This is a genomic window from Janibacter terrae, assembly GCF_039636765.1.
Taxonomy (GTDB): domain Bacteria; phylum Actinomycetota; class Actinomycetes; order Actinomycetales; family Dermatophilaceae; genus Janibacter; species Janibacter terrae.
This window is the reverse complement of record NZ_CP144167.1, coordinates 3,314,773-3,330,699: the sequence shown is the minus strand read 5'-3', so window position 1 is coordinate 3,330,699 and position 15,927 is coordinate 3,314,773. Positions and strand designations below refer to the sequence as shown.

The 15,927-nt window shown below is 70.3% G+C and carries 17 protein-coding genes and 1 tRNA gene; 13 read left to right on the top strand and 5 right to left on the bottom strand.

Translation table 11 applies throughout. From position 1 onward, the window contains the following. Positions 1–3: 3 nt before the first annotated feature. The gene (locus V3C34_RS16615) at positions 4–864 is read right to left on the bottom strand and encodes a hypothetical protein (RefSeq protein ID WP_346007689.1); all 861 of its coding nucleotides are present in this window, start codon (positions 862–864) and stop codon (positions 4–6) included. Further along, entirely contained in the window at positions 840–1,661 is an 822-nt protein-coding gene (locus V3C34_RS16610; RefSeq protein WP_346007688.1) for a hypothetical protein, read from the bottom strand. The genes V3C34_RS16615 and V3C34_RS16610 overlap by 25 nt, the downstream gene beginning before the upstream one ends. Positions 1,662–1,780: 119 nt before the next feature. On the opposite strand from V3C34_RS16610, the gene V3C34_RS16605 reads away from it, so the two are divergent. The 7 genes from V3C34_RS16605 to V3C34_RS16575 all read left to right on the top strand — a co-directional run bounded on the left by V3C34_RS16605 (position 1,781) and on the right by V3C34_RS16575 (position 7,361). Next, positions 1,781–2,218 carry a plasmid replication, integration and excision activator gene (locus V3C34_RS16605; RefSeq protein ID WP_346007687.1) on the top strand — a complete coding sequence of 146 codons (438 nt, stop codon included), beginning with the start codon at positions 1,781–1,783 and terminating at the stop codon, positions 2,216–2,218. Further along, on the top strand, positions 2,218–3,813 hold the full coding sequence (locus V3C34_RS16600; protein WP_346007686.1) for an FtsK/SpoIIIE domain-containing protein: 1,596 nt from the start codon (positions 2,218–2,220) through the stop codon (positions 3,811–3,813). Before V3C34_RS16605 ends, V3C34_RS16600 begins: the two co-directional genes overlap by 1 nt. Beyond that, on the top strand, positions 3,800–4,114 hold the full coding sequence (locus V3C34_RS16595; RefSeq protein WP_346007685.1) for a WhiB family transcriptional regulator: 315 nt from the start codon (positions 3,800–3,802) through the stop codon (positions 4,112–4,114). Before V3C34_RS16600 ends, V3C34_RS16595 begins: the two co-directional genes overlap by 14 nt. Continuing rightward, positions 4,111–4,374, top strand: coding sequence for a hypothetical protein (locus tag V3C34_RS16590; protein ID WP_007930008.1), 264 nt, complete (start codon positions 4,111–4,113; stop codon positions 4,372–4,374). The genes V3C34_RS16595 and V3C34_RS16590 overlap by 4 nt, the downstream gene beginning before the upstream one ends. Positions 4,375–4,548: 174 nt before the next feature. Further along, entirely contained in the window at positions 4,549–6,045 is a 1,497-nt protein-coding gene (locus V3C34_RS16585) for a replication initiator (protein ID WP_346008574.1), read from the top strand. 25 nt (positions 6,046–6,070) lie between these two features. Beyond that, the gene (locus tag V3C34_RS16580; RefSeq protein ID WP_346007684.1) at positions 6,071–6,274 is read left to right on the top strand and encodes a hypothetical protein; all 204 of its coding nucleotides are present in this window, start codon (positions 6,071–6,073) and stop codon (positions 6,272–6,274) included. A 1-nt stretch (position 6,275) separates the two neighbouring features. Further along, positions 6,276–7,361, top strand: a complete 1,086-nt coding sequence (locus V3C34_RS16575; RefSeq protein WP_346007683.1) for a tyrosine-type recombinase/integrase — start codon at positions 6,276–6,278, stop codon at positions 7,359–7,361. A gap of 52 nt (positions 7,362–7,413) precedes the next feature. On the opposite strand, the gene V3C34_RS16570 is transcribed toward V3C34_RS16575, so the two are convergent. Both V3C34_RS16570 and V3C34_RS16565 read right to left on the bottom strand, forming a co-directional pair. Further along, positions 7,414–7,490 (bottom strand) — tRNA-Thr (locus V3C34_RS16570). A 34-nt stretch (positions 7,491–7,524) separates the two neighbouring features. Continuing rightward, complete coding sequence (locus tag V3C34_RS16565; RefSeq protein ID WP_346007682.1) at positions 7,525–8,436, bottom strand: alpha/beta fold hydrolase; 912 nt, start codon at positions 8,434–8,436, stop codon at positions 7,525–7,527. A 37-nt stretch (positions 8,437–8,473) separates the two neighbouring features. Here V3C34_RS16565 and V3C34_RS16560 point away from each other — a divergent pair, with 37 nt between their 5' ends. Further along, complete coding sequence (locus tag V3C34_RS16560) at positions 8,474–8,920, top strand: SRPBCC family protein (protein ID WP_068321210.1); 447 nt, start codon at positions 8,474–8,476, stop codon at positions 8,918–8,920. On the opposite strand, the gene V3C34_RS16555 is transcribed toward V3C34_RS16560, so the two are convergent. Then, positions 8,904–9,533 carry an inorganic diphosphatase gene (locus V3C34_RS16555; RefSeq protein ID WP_346007681.1) on the bottom strand — a complete coding sequence of 210 codons (630 nt, stop codon included), beginning with the start codon at positions 9,531–9,533 and terminating at the stop codon, positions 8,904–8,906. The genes V3C34_RS16560 and V3C34_RS16555 overlap by 17 nt on opposite strands. An 85-nt stretch (positions 9,534–9,618) precedes the next feature. Here V3C34_RS16555 and dacB point away from each other — a divergent pair, with 85 nt between their 5' ends. The 5 genes from dacB to ftsH all read left to right on the top strand — a co-directional run bounded on the left by dacB (position 9,619) and on the right by ftsH (position 15,927). Further along, entirely contained in the window at positions 9,619–11,013 is a 1,395-nt protein-coding gene (gene dacB, locus V3C34_RS16550; RefSeq protein ID WP_068321216.1) for a D-alanyl-D-alanine carboxypeptidase/D-alanyl-D-alanine endopeptidase, read from the top strand. 27 nt (positions 11,014–11,040) lie between these two features. Beyond that, entirely contained in the window at positions 11,041–12,084 is a 1,044-nt protein-coding gene (locus V3C34_RS16545) for a zinc-dependent metalloprotease (RefSeq protein WP_338537569.1), read from the top strand. A 1-nt stretch (position 12,085) separates the two neighbouring features. Further along, the gene (tilS, locus tag V3C34_RS16540; protein WP_346007680.1) at positions 12,086–13,090 is read left to right on the top strand and encodes a tRNA lysidine(34) synthetase TilS; all 1,005 of its coding nucleotides are present in this window, start codon (positions 12,086–12,088) and stop codon (positions 13,088–13,090) included. Between the two features lie 31 nt (positions 13,091–13,121). After that, positions 13,122–13,673: a hypoxanthine phosphoribosyltransferase gene (hpt, locus tag V3C34_RS16535; RefSeq protein ID WP_068426202.1), complete on the top strand. Its 552-nt coding sequence runs from the start codon at positions 13,122–13,124 to the stop codon at positions 13,671–13,673. Between the two features lie 142 nt (positions 13,674–13,815). Continuing rightward, a complete protein-coding gene (gene ftsH, locus V3C34_RS16530; protein ID WP_068426204.1) occupies positions 13,816–15,927 on the top strand; it encodes an ATP-dependent zinc metalloprotease FtsH in 2,112 nt (703 codons plus the stop codon).

Genomic DNA, 15,927 nt, shown 5'->3' with positions numbered 1-15,927 from the left:
GAGTTACCTTAGAGCCCCAGGCTGTGCCAGCGGCCGCGATGGGCGCGGATCCACCTGCAGAACGACCATGGTCTTGTCGTCGTGACGCTTGGACCTCGGCCAGCGTGAAGCCTGGGCGTCCTCTGCCTCGGCGCGTTGGACGGCGTTCAGGGTTGACTGCAGGTTGTCCATTGATAGCGATCTCCATCCGTCGAAGGACCCGTAGGAGAAACCGGCTACTGCGCCGTCCGTCGCGAGGACGACACGGACGGCGGTGTGGGTGACGGGCCAACGCGCTGTCAGGCCCTGAAGGGCGGCGCCAGCGTGCGCGCCAGCAATCCAGTAGCCGCCCGGTTGGTTGCGCACTGATGCTTGGCGAGCCTGCAATTTCTGCAGAAGCTCTCGGTGGCGTTCGTCGAAGCCGTGGCCGCTTGCAAGCCGAGATCTGTACTCGTCCCGGATCTCGGGGGCGATGTCACTTTGGCGGGAGTCCGTTAACTCCTGCTCGCCGCAACTGTTGATGAGCACCGCGGTGCTGTCGCCCAGGACGTAAACCTCCATGGTCTCGATCGACCACCGAGCCATGGCGATCGTGCTCGTGGGGCAGGTCTTCGGATCTAGGTGCGCAGAGGCTGCAGCCTCAATGGCCCGTGCCACGATGTCGACAGTCGCGTCGTCCCCGTGCGACGTCAGTTCATGCACGAGGGCGTTCTTGAGTCGCTCGGCATACCAGCCGCCGTCGTGCTCAGGTTGTTCGGTCGCGAAGGACGAAGCGCCGTCGAGCACGAAGGCCCACCCATCGCCATAGGCGTAGCGGTCTTGGTTCTTCTCTCCGCCCGCGAGCGTGGCTGCTCGGACGGTTACCGGTGGGCCACCGGTCCCCATGCGGCCTCCTTGGTCGTCGGGGTCAGGCCATCGAACGCGGACCGCACGACCATCGAGAAGTCGTCGGCCCCTACCGCATCGTGGATCGCCGTCAGGTTCTCCGCAAGGTATGCCGCGGCACCCACGGACCCCAGGGCGTGCACGCCGGCGATGACCAGGACCGTCTTGCCGGCGCGGGTGACGCGCCCGATGTAGGCGACGTCTTCCCCCTTCGCCCCGTCGTCGAGGGGTGACTCGAATCGCTGGCTGGTCTGGCGGTCTTCGATCACCCACCGGCCATCGACCTCGTGGAATCGCAGCTTTGGGTCCTGCTCGAGGATTTCGGCGGAGACGTGCGACGACTTCGGGCCGCAGATGGCGACCGCTTCGTGCCGGGGCGCCCAGGACCCGTCGAGGGGAATCGCGACGGGACGGACCTCGAAGGCCAGGTCCCGGAGGAGATCCGTGATGATGCGCGAAGACTCCGCATCCTCGACGGCGATGACGCCTTCTGGGCGATCTGCTGAGGTGCGCGTGGGCGTGGCGACGTCGATCGGACCGACGCCGAAGAAGGCTCGCTCCGTGGCTGGCGCGTCCTTGCGGATCTGGGAGATTCGGCCCCTTGTGAGCCCGAGCTCTGCGCCCACGGCACTGAAGGTCACCCCGCGCTGGGAGACGACCTCGTTGATCGCATCGCGCCGGATACGGGCAAGGTCGTAGCCGCGCTGTCGGTACAGCGCCATGAGGTCGCCGGCCATGCGGGCGCGCTCTAGGGGGTCGGGCTCGCGCCGAACCGACTCGAAGGGGTCGTTGTCCACAGGGTCAGTTTAGAAGGTCTTGACGCGGTCTCGGAATGGGCCTACTTTGAACTCACGCCCTATCGCTTAGGGCTTCTAAACACACCAGTTGTTTAGGCCTACTACACAAGGAGTGCATCATGGCTGTCAGCCGCAGGATGGAAGTGGTGTTCGGGTCGGTCTTCCCCAACGGGGCTTACCTCGTGGGAGACGTCGAGCCGGTGGGGGACTTCAACCAGGATGCGCGGCCGGATGGGACCCGACCGCAGCAGACTGACCCGGAGACGGGGGAGCTGGTCTGGACGGTCCCGGTGCTCGACGCCGACCCCGAGGCCCGCAAGAACGAGAAGACGATCAACGTCAAGATCTCCGCTCGTCAGCAGCCGGTCCCGCCGGCCAACCCGGGCGACCTGCCCTTCGTGCCCGTCGAGTTCGAGGGGCTGACGCTCACCCCGTGGATCGACGACAACGGGGTGCGACCCAAACTCGCGTGGTCCTTCCGGGCCAAGAGCATGACCGCCCCGGGTAAGCCGTCCAAGTCCTCGGGTGCCGGTCGCGCGGAGTCGGCGGCTGCCTGATGAAGACGCTCGGTGCATGGGGCGGCCGTCTGGCTCGTGGGCTGGTGCTGGCGGGGCGGGCGGTCACCCCTGCACTCGGGTGGCTTGCTGCGACATGGCTCGCCCTTGTGGTGGTCTCCATCGTCGCGAAGTCAGCCCCGGCGTCCATCGGTGACTTCGAGATCCTGCCGGTCGGCCCGTGGGACGTCTCCTGGTTGGCCGGGTGGGAAGCGCCCGCCCGCAGGATCTCGACCGCGGTCGTCTGGCTCGCTGTCGGGGTCCTCGTCGCCTCCATCGCGTGGGCGACGTGCCTGCCCGACTCGGCCGCTGCGTGGATTGGCCGCCGCGACGTTCGCCGCTCCTTCGTCGATGTGGCTCGGTCGTGCGGATTGTCTGAGCGTGTGGACGGCGTCGACGACGTGCGGTGGACCGACCCGCGGCTCGTGCGTGTGAAGTCCCGTGGGGGGGTCGTCATCGCTCGGATCCGTGCTCGTCGGGGGCAGTCCGGGACGGAAATCGTTGCGGTGGCTGAGAAGATCGCCGCCGGCGTGGGCGCCGCCGCTTACCGTGCGTCGCTCGTCTCCCCGTCCGTGGCCGAGCTCCGCCTGACGATGTTCGACGCCCTCGCTCGGTCGACGGTCGCGGATCTACCGGAACAGGTCGACGTCGGGTCCATGCTCACCCCCGTCGACGTCGGCCGTGATGAGTCCGGGATGCCGTGGCGTCTCTCGCTCGTCGGCCGCCACACTCTCGTCGCTGGTCGCTCCGGCTCCGGCAAGGGCTCCGTCCTCTGGGGTGCCGTCGCCTCCCTGGCTCCATGGATCGCCCAAGACACCGTGCGCGTCCACGGTGTCGACCTCAAGCGCGGGGTTGAGATCGCCATGGGCGACGGGCTCATGTACCGAACCGCCTACCGACCTGAGCAGGCCCTGACGGTCCTGCGTGACCTGCTCACGATCATCGACGAGCGGGCCACCCGCATGGTCGGCCAGTCCCGTCTTCACGAGGCCCTGCCCGGGGACCCCTTGCACGTCCTCGTCATCGACGAGCTCGCGGCGCTCACGGCCTACGCAGACGCCGACGTGAAGAAGGAGGGGAACCGGCTCCTGGCCGAGATCCTCACGCAGGGCCGGGCCATGGGCGTGGTCGTCGTCGCCTTCGTCCAGGACCCCAAGAAGGAGACCGTCCCCGCGCGCGGCCTCTTCACCCAGACGATCGCCCTGCGCCTCGCATCCGCCGACGAGGTCCGCATGGTCCTCGGGCAGGGCATGAGCGACGAAGCCCCCGCCCACCGCATCCCGATGAACATGCCTGGCGCTGGCTACCTCGTGACCGAGGAAGGCGCGGTGGCCCGGGTGCGTGCCCACTACTGGCCGGATCACCTGATCAAGGCCACGGCCGCCCACTACCCCGCCGCCAAGCGCTGGGTGCCACCGCTCGAGGAGTCCTCCACGGCAGGAGTCCAGTTCGTCCAGGCGGCCGCCACACAGCCCGACGAAGGGGGTCGACCGCCCAGACAGCGAACGCCACGCAAGAGATCACCGCGACGCCCGTCGCACACGACCGATGAAGCCAACGTCATTTCACTGGAAGGAATCCGCGATGCTCCCGAATGATCGAACCCGTGCAGCCACGCGCACGCTCGCGACCCTCAACACTCACGGCGCCTGCGTCGGCCACCCGCACCCCGACTGGTGGTTTCCCGAGCGCGGCCACGACGACACCGACAAGGCCCTCCTCGTCTGCGACAAGTGCCCGGTGCGGCGCATGTGCCGTGACTACGCGCAGACGTGGGACGACCGGGGCGTCTGGGGAGGCAGCACCGACGACGAGCGGCACGAGCGGCAGCTTTTCACCATCCCTGCGGAATGGGCTGACATGACCCTTCCTGGCCTCGAGCTGGGTGAGACCGCATGAGCTGGATGCTGGCCGTCGCGCCATCGCAGGTGCTCCCCCTTCGCTCTGGACTCGGCCGGGGTGCAGCCGTTGCCTGCGACGAGTGTCAGACGGTCTTCGTGCGGCGTGTGGACGGGCGGGTGATCTTCCCGACGAGTTCGGATGCCATCGCGGCGGCCACGACCTTTTGCGAAGGCTGGGCGTATGTCGTCGGCGAGGGTGTCGACCATCTCGTGTGCGAAGACTGCGTGGTCGCGCGCGGCGCTGTGGGCGAGTTCTGATGTGCACGCCGCTGGTCCTTGGACCGGACTCCGCTGCCCGGGCCATTCCGGTCTGCAAGGCGTGAACACCATGCGGGACTCAAGCACCCGGGGACGGATGCGGTGGGTTGCTGTCGCCTTCGCGGTGCTCTCGATCGCGCGGGTTGTCCTGCACCTCTTGGGCTGGTGGACGGCATGATCAGCGGCCAACGCCTCGACGGTGCCCTCTCGGGCCTGACCGAGCATTCACTGGAGGCGGTCCAAGAGCTGCTGTCGCGTCGTCACCTCGAGGGCTTCGCCCAGGCTGCTAGCCGAGTCGGCTTCTGCCAGCGGCCCATTCGGTTGGCCGGGCATTCCTCGAGCGTCGACAAGGCCACCGGTGAAGTGCTGTCGACCTTCTCCTCGGACCAAGCGCCGACCGGCGTCCTGCTGACCCGCTGCGGCAACCGGCGCGAGTCCGTGTGCACCTCGTGCTCCCGCGTCTATGCGCGCGACACCTTCGAGTTGATCCGATGCGGCCTCGAGGGCGGAAAGGGCGTCCCCGGCGCGGTCGCTGAGAACCCCCTCGTCTTCGTCACGGTCACCGCACCTTCCTTCGGCGCGGTCCACTCCACCCGCGGGGGCCGCATGTGCCACCCCCGGGGACGCGAGACCTGCGAGCACGGCCGCTCCCTCTCATGCACAGCACGCCACGACAAGAACGACGACCTCGTCGGCTCGCCGATCTGCCACGACTGCTACGACTACCTCGGCCACGTCGTGTGGCAGTTCCACGCACCCGAGCTGTGGCGCCGAGCCGTCCAGGACGTCAGCCGCCAACTCGCCGCGCGCCTGGGCGTCCCGGTCTCGAAGGTCTCGAAGTTTGCCTCGCGCCAGTACGGCCGCACCGCCGAGATGCAGGCTCGAGGAGCGGTGCACTTCCACGCGCTGTTTCGCCTCGATGGTCCTGCTGAAGACGGCATCGGGGCGGCCTGTCCCGTGGGTGTCGACGTCATGGTCGACGCCATTCACGCGGCCTTCGCTCGAACCCGCGTCGTCGCACCCAAGACCGGAGAGCAGGACCTCGAGCGGGTTCTGAAGTGGGGGAGTCAGATCGACGTGCGTGTCGTGCGTGATGGATGCCGGACCGATGACCCGGACGGGCCCATCACCGGCGAACAGGTTGCCGCCTACCTCGCGAAGTACTCGACCAAGGACACTTCACTGTCGGTGCCCGATGGGGAGCACGCGCGTCGGCTGCAAACCACGTGCCAGGACGTGCACGATCTCGCCATTCTTCGGGCTGAGCGTCGACGTGCTGGCGAAGTCCTCGAGGTCCCGGTCGACGCTGAGGGGCGGGACCACTACGCGCTCATCGGCAAGTGGGCCAAGGAGCTCGGCTACCGCGGGCACTACTCGTCCAAGTCGCGCCGCTACAGCGTCACCTACCGAACCCTTCGCCGCCGGCGCGCTCGGTTCCAGCAGGTCATGCACGACGAGGCCGAGCGCGCCCGACGAGCCGGCCGGCCCGTTGACCCGAAGTCCGTCGAGGAAGCCCTCCGGGAGGAAGCCGAAGAATCGGCCACCCTCGTCGTCGGCGTCTGGGAATTCGTCGGTGCCGGCTGGGCCAACGAAGGGGAAGCGGAGATCGCCACGGCCGCGGCCGCTCGAGCGCGCGAGTACGCACAGCACCGCGCAGCAGCGACGAAGTGACCAGACAAGGGGAAAGGGCACGACGATGAGCACGAAAGAACTGCAGGACCTGGAGCTGCCGATCTACCTGACGACAGCCGAAGTGGCCACACTGGCAAGGGTGGATGCCTCCACCGTGTGCAGATGGCGCCAGCGAGGAGAGGGGCCGCGCGTGACCTGGCTGTCTCCGACCATGCCGCGCTACCTGTGGGACGACGTCCAGAAGTGGCTCAAGCACGCGGCGGCCTGAGATGACCATCATCAAGAGAAACGGGCGGTACTACGCCAAGTTGAAGTCCGGGCGCGACTTCATCGCCGGTCGCACCTTCGACACCCAGCGCGAGGCCAAGGCCTGGCTGGCTCGGGAACGTGCCGCCTTGGACGGTGGTGTCGACCCTCGAGCCGGTCGCGAGCGAATGCGGGAGGCGTTGAAGCGGTGGCTGGAGATCCGCCGGACCACGGTCGCCGTGAAGACGCATCGTGCGGACGGCGATCTGATGCGACTGACCCCGCCCAGCATGTTGGCGCTGCATCTGTCGGCCATCTCCGAAAGGGAAGTGAGCCGCGCCTTCGTGAAGCTCCTGGCCGACGGGCTGGTCGAGTCATCGGTGGTCCGCTACCGGGCCAGCCTGTCGTCCTTCTTCGGCTGGTGTGTCCGCGAAAAGTTGATCCTGACCAACCCGGTCACGTCGGCCAAGGTCCCCAAGGGCTCCGAGGAGCGAGCCGAGATGAGGCCTTTCACCGAGGACGAGCTCTGGGAGGTCTTCGAGGACTGCCGCGCGAAGAACGAACGGTTGGCGAGCATCGTCCTCGTGCTCGGCTGGACCGGGCTGCGCTGGGGCGAGGCTCGAGCGATGACGGTCGGTGACGTCGTCCAGCTGCCGACGGCCGGCCTGATGGTGCGCCGCTCGAGGTCCGAGGGCATCGACACGAAGTCGACCAAGGGCCGCCGGTGGCGCAGGGTGCCTGTCGCAGACGGGATCGTCCCGCACCTCGAGGCCCTGGCGCAGGCGAAGAACGATCGAGACCCGCTGTTCACGACCGACGCGGGCGGACTGCTCAACCGCACCGCCTTCATCCGAACCCTGAAGTGGGAGGAGACCGGCCGGGGCCGGCGCCTGCACGACCTGCGGCACACCGCCGCCTGCCTCTGGCTCGCCCGCGGGGTCGACCTCGGGACCGTCCAGGCGTGGATGGGGCACGAGTCCGCGTCGACGACGAACCGGTACCTGCACTTCCTCGGAACGGGGGCCGATCGTGCGGGTCTCGAGAGGCTGAATTTGGGGTGGGGGTACCAGGGGGGTACCAAGCCGCGCGCGACGGGGGAGCAGTCGTGACCGGACGGGCCCCGGAAATGACGAAAACCCCCGATTTCTCGAGGGTTTCGTGTGGAGCCGCCTGTCGGAATCGAACCGACGACCTTCTCATTACGAGTGAGACGCTCTAGCCGACTGAGCTAAGGCGGCGTGCGCCCGTGGACGCGAGGCACGAGTATACGGATCAGCGGCCGGGTGGCGTAATCGAGTCGGACGGGACCTCGCCGGCTGTGGCGATGAGCTCCAGGACGACGTCGGCGACGACGTCGGGGTGGGTCTCCATGAGCCAGTGCCCGGCGTCGAGCTCGCGGGTGATCGCCAGCTCCGGCCGGTCGCCGGCGCGGCGACGGACCTGCTCGGCGGTGTAGGAGGTCGACGCGTCGGCGAAGGCCGCGTCCTTGCGTCCCCACACGTACGCGGTCGGGATGACGCGACGGTGCGCGCTGGGGCGGGGGCCCCCCTTCGCCCTGCGCTTGCGCCACATGAGGGTGGGGGAGAGGGCGGCCCGGTACCAGGCGAAGGTGCCCTCGGCCGCGCCCGGGGTCTTGAGTCGCTTGGCGTCGTACGCGGCGCGCTCGCGGGGCATCCCGATCTTCTCGAGGACCTGCTGGCCGAAGAGCCGGAAGAACACGACCGGGACGACCGGCAGCGCGAAGCCGGCCATGTACAGGCTGTGCTTGGCCTGGTCGCCGTGGCGGAACCCGTGCGCCATGCCGCTCCCGCTCGGGGTGGAGAGGACCGTGAGCGTCTCGACCCGCTCGGGCGCCCGCGCGGCGACGGCCCAGGCCAGCGCCCCGCCCCAGTCGTGCCCGACGACGTGCGCGCGCTCGCAGCCGACCTCGTCGAGCAGGGCGACGACGTCGTCGACCATCTCGGTGAGCTCGTAGTCGAGGTGGTTGCCCGGGCGTGCGCCGGGGGAGTAGCCGCGCAGGTCGGGGGCGATGACCCGCAGCCCGGCGGCCGTGAGGCGCGGCGTCACGGCGTGCCACGAGGTGCGGTCCTGCGGCCAGCCGTGCAGCAGGACGACGAGATCGGCGCCCTCGGGGCCGGAGTCGTCGACGTCGAAGGTCAGTCCGTCACGGGAGTAGTAGCGCACGACTGCACGCTAACCCGCGGGCGGGCAGGATGGCTGCGTGACCTCACCGCGATTCGTCTTCCGGCACGTCTGGGAGCTGCCGGGCCCCCCGGGCGACGTGGTCGAGGCCCTCGCCGACGTGGAGCACTACTCGCGGTGGTGGCCCCAGGTCAGATCCGTCGAGCCGCTCGGCGACGGCTCCGGGCGCGCGGTGATCCGCAGCCTCCTGCCCCTGACGCTCCACCTGCTCCTGCTGCGCGAGACCGAGGACCACGAAGGGGGGCGCCTGCGCGTCCGCCTCGACGGTGACCTCGTCGGGTGGGCGAGGTGGTCGGTCGATACCGCCCCGGGCGGCAGCCGGGCGCTGTTCGAGCAAGACGTGAGGGTCGCCGCCCGGTGGTCCCGGGCGGCGACCCTCGCGCCTGCGGTGCTGCGCGCCAACCACGCGTGGATGATGCGGCAGGGCCGCGCCGGGTTGGCTCGCGAGCTCAGCCCTCGTCGGTGAGCGGGTTCTCCTTCGTCGCCAGCTCCTCGCGCGCCTTGGCGGCGGCGGCCTTGATGTCCTCCTCGGAGTGACCCATGTCCTGCGCGGGGACGTGGCCCGAGCTGGGCATGGTCCACCGGGCGGTGGTCATGCCGGCGGCCTTGGCGCGCTCGATGGCCTCGAGGATCGTCGTCTCGGCCTCGTCGCGGCCGGCCCAGTGGGCGCCCTCGACGGACTTGCCGGGCTCGAGGTCCTTGTAGGTCTCGAAGAAGTGCTGGATCTCGAGACGGTCGAACTCGCTGATGTCCTCGAGGTCCTTGATGTGCTCCTTGCGCGGGTCGCCCGCCGGGATGCACAGGATCTTGTCGTCGCCACCGGCCTCGTCCCGCATGTGGAACATGCCGATCGGCCGGGCGCGCACGAGGCAGCCGGGCCAGGTCGGCTCGTCGAGGAGCACGAGCGCGTCGAGCGGGTCGCCGTCCTCGCCGAGGCTGTCCTCGATGTACCCGTAGTCGCTCGGGTAGGCCATGGAGGTGAAGAGCATGCGGTCGAGGCGGATGCGACCGGTCTCGTGGTCGACCTCGTACTTGTTCTTCTGGCCCTTCGGGATCTCGATGGTGACGTCGAACTCCACAGGTGTACCTCTTGTCCGTGATGGGTGAACTATTCTCGGCCCCAGTGTTCCACCACCACAGCCACAACACCGCAGGGGGCCGCGCGTGCGACGCACTCTGATCGCCGTGACCTCCGTCGCAGCACTCGTCGTCGGGTACGGCGCCGCCGATGCCTACGACCGGGTGCCCGGTGTCCTCACGATCGACGAGCCGGTGTCGCAGCAGGCCCCCGAGCCGGTCGACGTCGACCCCGTCCTGCCCCCCGCCTCCACCGAGGCGCCCGCCCCCACCGAGGGTGGGCTGGCCACGGCCCTGCGGTCCGACCTCGAGGACCAGGCCCTCGGCTCCCGCGTCGGCATCGTCGTGCGCGACGCCCTCACCGACGAGGTGCTGCTGGCCCGCGGCGAGGACCGGGCGCAGACCCCGGCCTCGACGGCCAAGCTGCTCACGGCCGCAGCGGTCGCCGAGCGCGCCGACCTCAGCCGCGTCATGACGACCGAGGTCGTGCAGGGCGAGGGCGACGAGCTCGTCCTCGTGGCCTCGGGCGACACGATGCTCGCGCCCGGCCACGGCGACCCGACCCAGGTCGAGGGCCGGGCGGGTCTGGCCGACCTCGCCGAGGAGGTGGCCGCCTCGCTCGGGACGAAGGGGGCGCAGCGCCACACCCTTCGCCTCGACGCCACGTACGCGGCCGGCGAGCGCTACGCACCGACCTGGGACATGGCCGACGTCGCCGCCGGCTACACGCAGGGCGTGACGATGATCGGGCTGGCGGGGGAGCGCCCGATCCCCTTCCGTGCCTCACCGCGATACCCGGAGCGCTCGGTGCTCACCGCCTTCGCGAAGGCGCTCAAGGCCGAAGGGGTCAAGGTCTCCGTCGACGACTCGGCGAGCACCTGGCGCCGGCCCGCGCCGCAGGGCGCCGAGGCGCTCGGCGCGGTCGACTCCGCGCCGCTCGGCGACGTGCTCGCGCTCGCGCTCGACGACAGCGACAACGCCCTCACCGAGAACGTCGCCCGCCAGACCGCCGTCGCCGACGGCGCCGGCGCCTCCTTCGCGCAGGTCGCCGGCTGGGTGCAGTCGACCCTCGAGGGCGCCGGCGTCGACCTCACGGGGGTGAGGCTCAAGGACAGCTGCGGGCTCTCCTCCGGCCAGGTCGTCCCGGCCCGCGTCATCTCCGACGTCATGCAGCTGGGGATCACCGGGTCGGCCACGACGATGACCCAGGTCCTCTCCGAGCTGCCGGTCGCGGGCCTCACGGGGACCCTGCACGACCGCTTCCACACCGACGACACCCGTTCGGCCGCCGGCGTCGCCCGCGCCAAGACCGGCACGCTCACGGGCACCTCGGCGCTCGCGGGCACGACGACGACCGCCGAGGGCCGGCTGCTCACCTACGTGGTCGTCGCCGACCGGGTCCCGTCGACGACGGGCACCCTCGGCGCGCGGGCCGCGTTGGACCGCGTGGTCGCCGACATCACCGCCTGCGGCTGTCGCTGATGGGCCCCGGACTGTGAGGATGAGCGCGTGACGCAATACGTCGACTGGAAGTTCGCCAAGACCGCCGGTGCCCGGCTCGTGCCGCCCGGCCCTGACGTCAGCCATGACGAGGCCGCCGAGATCGTCGGTGAGATCCACGAGCACGCCGACGCGGCCGTCGCCCCGGTCGCGGCGACGTCGCGGATGCACGCGCCGGGTGACGCACCCGCGCCGCTCGTCGTGGACCGCCCCACGTGGATCGAGGTCAACGCCGACTCGATGGCCGCGATGCTCACCCCCGCGCTCGAGGCCGCGGCCAGGCGTCGCGACCGGGAGCCGTGGGGACCGGCCCAGGCGGTCGGCTCCAAGCTCACCGGCGCGGAGGCCGGCGGCATGCTCGCCTTCCTCTCGACCAAGGTGCTCGGCCAGTACGACATCGCACCGGGCGGCACCCCGGCCCTCCTGCTCGTCGCGCCCAACATCGTGACGACCGAGCGCGAGCTGGCGGTGAAACCCCGCGACTTCCGCCTCTGGGTTTGCCTCCACGAGGAGACCCACCGCGTGCAGTTCACCGCTGTCCCGTGGCTGCGCGAGCACCTCATCACCAGCGCGCAGGGGCTCGCGACCGAGCTCATGCCCGACTCGGAGGCGCTGCGCTCGCGCTTCGAGCAGGTGACCAGCCAGCTGCCCAAGGTCTTCAGCGGCGAGGGGCAGGGGCTCGCCGAGCTCGTCATCACCCCCGAGCAGCGCGAGCGCCTCGCCGAGGTCACCGCCGTCATGTCGCTGCTCGAGGGCCACGCCGACGTCGTCATGGACGACGTCGGGCCGGCCCACGTCCCGAGCGTGGCGGAGATCCGCGCCCGGTTCAGCCAGCGCCGCAAGGGCGCCGGGGCGGTCGACCGCCTGCTGCGCCGCCTCCTCGGCCTCGAGGCCAAGATGCGCCAGTACCGCGACGGCGCGACCTTCGTGCGCACCGTCCAGGAGGTCGTCGGCGTCGACGGGTTCAACGCGGTCTGGACCTCGCCCGAGACGCTGCCGACCGCCCGCGAGATCACCGACCCGACCACGTGGGTGCGTCGGGTGCACGGCTGAGGTGGGCGCCGGCCACCCCGCGCAGGCGGACTGCCGAAGGGGGGTCCGCGCCGTCCTCGAGGGGTTGCCCCCGGGCTCGCTGGCGCTCGCCGCGGTGAGCGGGGGGACCGACTCCCTCGCGCTCGCCGGCGCGCTCGCTGCCGAGGGCCCGGCCCACGACGTCACCGTCGGCGCGATCGTCATCGACCACGGGCTGCAGGCCGGCTCCGCCGACACCGCCCTCCTCGCGGCCCAGCAGTGCGGCGACCTCGGGCTGGCCCCGGTCGCGATCGTCCAGGCCGTCGTCACCTCCACGGGTGGCGGGCTCGAGGCCGCGGGCCGCGAGGCCCGGTACGTGGCCTTGGTCGACACCGCTGCGGCGATGGGGGAGGAGCACCCCGCGGTCGTGGTCCTGCTCGGGCACACCCGCGACGACCAGGCCGAGCAGGTCCTGCTCGGGCTCGCCCGTGGCTCCGGCGCCCGCTCGCTGGCCGGCATGGCGCCCCTCGTGGTCCGGGAGGGGGTCCCCTTCGTCCGGCCGCTCCTCCACCTCCCGCGCACGACGACCGAGCAGGCCTGCGCGGCATGGGGACTCGTGCCGTGGGAGGACCCGATGAACGCCGACCGCGCCTTCACGCGGGTGCGCGCCCGCGAGGCGCTCGCCGCGCTCGAGGCGGACCTCGGCCCCGGCCTCGCCGAGGCCCTGACGCGCAGCGCCGACCTGCTGCGTGACGACGCCGACCTCCTCGACGACCTCGCCGGGCGGGCCGTGCCCGACGACGACCCGGCCGGCCTGCCGGTGACCGACCTGACGGAGCTGGCCCCCGCCCTTCGCTCGCGCGTGTGGCGACGACTGCTCGTGCGGGCCGGCGCGCCCGCCGGGGCGCTCACCGCCCAGCACGTCGCCGAGTGCGACCGGCTGCTCGTGGACTGGCACGGTCAGGGGCCGCTCCACCTGCCCGGCGACCTGCGGGTGCGCCGGGCCGACGGCCGGGTGCACATCGGCCGTGCGACTGGTGGACAATGAGGGTGGCCCGGACCGCTTGCGAAGGAGAGCTGTGGACTCCCAGGACATCAAGGACGACCTCGTCGAGGTCCTCATCACCGAGGAGCAGATCCAGGCACGGCTGGCGGAGCTCGCCGCCGAGGTCTGGGAGTACTACCGCGACAAGGACGTGCTGCTCGTCGGCGTCCTCAAGGGAGCGGTCATGGTCATGGCCGACTTCATGCGCCACCTGCCCGGCTCCGCGCCGATGGACTGGATGGCGGTGAGCTCCTACGGCTCCGGCACCAAGTCCTCCGGCGTCGTGCGGATCCTCAAGGACCTCGACACCGACATCACGGACAAGCACGTCCTGATCGTCGAGGACATCATCGACTCCGGCCTCACCCTGTCGTGGATCCGGGCCAACCTCGGCTCCCGCTCGCCCGCGTCGGTCGAGATCCTCACCCTCCTGCGCAAGCCCGAGGCCGCCAAGGTCGAGATCGACACCCGCTGGGTCGGCTTCGACATCGCCAACGAGTTCGTCGTCGGCTACGGCCTCGACTACGCCGAGGGTTACCGCAACCTGCGGGACGTCGCGACCCTCGCGCCGCACGTCTACTCCTGACCCGGGAACACCGCGGTGCACGTGCTCGTTGGCCACTGAGCCGGGAGGGCACGGGGTTCGGGTAGTTTCGTCCTGATCCCCCGGCCGTGCCGGTGGCCGCCACGTCGTCGAGTCAGGAAGTCCGGGAAGCCCCCGTACCCGTATGAACGCCAAGAAATTCTTCCGTTCCCCCGCCTTCTGGGGGCTGCTGCTCGTGCTGGTCTTCGGGCTGATGTTCCTCAACCGGAGCAACAACGAGTACGCGCGCGTCGACACCTCCGCCGCGGAAAAGCTCGTCACCGACGGCAAGGTCAAGGACGCCCACTTCACGACCGACAACCTGCTGCAGCTCGACCTCAAGGACGGGCAGACCTACAGCGACGGCGACACGGTCAAGGACGCGGAGAAGGTCGAGACCGAGTTCATCGACGCCCGCGCCGACCAGATCCTCAAGCTCGTCGACGACAACGTCGAGGGCGTGCAGAACGACACCGTCGAGCAGCCGAGCGTGTGGCAGAGCCTGCTCTTCTCGATCCTGCCGCTGCTCCTCCTCGTCGGCCTCTTCTGGTTCATCATCAGCCAGGCCCAGGGTGGCGGCTCCAAGGTCATGCAGTTCGGCAAGTCCAAGGCGAAGCTCGCCAGCAAGGACACCCCCAAGGTGACCTTCGCCGACGTGGCCGGCGCGGACGAGGCCGTCGAGGAGCTCCACGAGATCGTCGAGTTCCTCCGCGACCCGAGCAAGTTCCTCGCCGTCGGCGCCAAGATCCCCAAGGGCGTGCTGCTGTACGGCCAGCCCGGTACCGGCAAGACCCTGCTCGCGCGGGCCGTCGCCGGCGAGGCCGGCGTGCCCTTCTACTCCATCTCCGGGTCGGACTTCGTCGAGATGTTCGTCGGCGTCGGCGCCAGCCGCGTGCGTGACCTCTTCGAGCAGGCCAAGGCCAACTCGCCGGCCATCGTCTTCGTCGACGAGATCGACGCCGTCGGCCGCCACCGCGGCGCCGGCCTGGGCGGCGGTCACGACGAGCGCGAGCAGACGCTCAACCAGCTGCTCGTCGAGATGGACGGCTTCGACGTCAAGACCAATGTCATCCTCATCGCGGCGACCAACCGGCCCGACATCCTCGACCCGGCGCTCCTGCGCCCGGGCCGCTTCGACCGCCAGATCGCCGTCGAGAACCCCGACATGATCGGCCGCCACCGCATCCTCGAGGTGCACTCGGCCGGCAAGCCGATGGCCCCCGGGGTCGACCTGCTCGCCGTCGCCCGGCGCACCCCCGGCATGACCGGCGCCGACCTGGCCAACGTCCTCAACGAGGCCGCGCTGCTCACGGCCCGCACGGACAAGCAGTTCATCGACGACGCGATCCTCGACGAGGCCATCGACCGGGTCATCGCCGGCCCGCAGAAGCGCACGCGCATCATGAGCGCGCAGGAGCGCAAGATCACCGCGTACCACGAGGGTGGTCACGCCCTGGTCGCCGCGGCGATGAACCACACCGACCCGGTCACCAAGATCACGATCCTGCCGCGCGGGCGGGCCCTCGGCTACACGATGGTCATGCCGCTCGACGACAAGTACTCGACGACGCGCAACGAGATCCTCGACCAGCTCGCGTACGCCCTCGGCGGCCGCGTCGCGGAGGAGATGATCTTCCACGACCCCTCCACCGGCGCGGCCAACGACATCGAGAAGGCCACGGGCATGGCCCGCAAGATGGTCACCGAGTTCGGCATGAGCGAGCGCGTCGGTGCGGTCAAGCTCGGCCAGTCCCAGGGCGAGGTCTTCCTCGGCCGCGACATGGGCCACCAGCGCGACTACTCCGAGAACGTCGCGACGATCGTCGACGAGGAGGTGCGCCGCTTCATCGAGGCCGCCCACGACGAGGCGTGGCACGCGCTCAACGACAACCGCGACGTGCTCGACCGCCTCGTCCTCGACCTGCTCGAGCACGAGACGCTCAACGCCAAGGAGCTCGCGGTGATCTTCACCGACGTGCGCAAGCGGCCCGTGCGCCCGACGTGGCTGAGCAGCGAGCACCGCACGATCTCCGACATCCCGCCGGTGCTCACCCCCGCCGAGCAGGCCGCGATGCGCTCCCGTGAGAGCGAGCACGCCCGTGCCGCCGGCTCCGCCCCGGCGACCGACCCCGACGTGACCGAGGCGATCGACCGGGCCGCCGAGGAGGGCGCGACGATCTACCCGCAGGAGCACCCGCCGACCGAGGTCCGCGAGGTGCCGCCGGGCGGGACCGTCGACGGCGACGGGCGCCACTGA